This is a genomic window from Arthrobacter sp. SPT-J7 (assembly GCF_059089965.1).
Window position 1 is genome coordinate 1 of the sequence record NZ_JBNHFF010000525.1, and the last position, 651, is coordinate 651.

1 pseudogene is annotated in these 651 nt (G+C 62.2%); it reads left to right on the forward strand.

What is annotated here, in order from left to right:
* Positions 1–157 precede the first annotated feature (157 nt).
* Positions 158–651 (forward strand): annotated as a pseudogene (locus AC5RWX_RS34055) (hypothetical protein); the annotation flags it as partial.

Here is a 651-nt window from a genome sequence, read left to right on the forward strand (position 1 = left end):
GTGTCCACGGCGTGCTTCCGCAGTCCCTGAGTCACATTGCTGGCTGAAAGTGGCACAAGATACATCACTACTATCTACACTGTTGTCAGGCGGACACAATTCGCCCCGTCCCTCCTGGCCCTTCCCGGGGCCCTTTCCCCGCTAAGACAGGACACCAATGACTCGCAACAGGTCCTTCGTTTCCGGCTTGCTGAGCCTTTCGGCAGCGGCCGCCCTCACGCTCTGCGGCGCGGCCGGAGCCGCCGCTGCACCCACCAACTCCGAAGAGGAGAAGAACCACGCCGTCGTCAGCGCGGTCCTGGACAATACAGGTGTGGCCGAGTACTGGACAGCCGACCGGATGCGGCAGGCAGTCTCAGGCGAGGTCCTTGCCGAGAAGGCCCGCGAACGCGGCACCCGTTCGAACGTGGATGCCGTGAAGAAGGGCAAGAGCACCAAGGTCAAGGCCACCCGCGCCAAGGTGGGAACCGAGACGTCGGTAAAGCACATCGGGAAGGTCTTCTTCACCATGGGCGGCTCCAACTACGTCTGCTCCGGCAACGCCGTTACCTCGGCGAACCAAAGCACCGTGGCAACAGCTGGCCACTGCGCCATGGACGGACTAGGGCAGAAGGCCGAAAATTTCGCTTTTGTCCCCGCATATGAAAACGG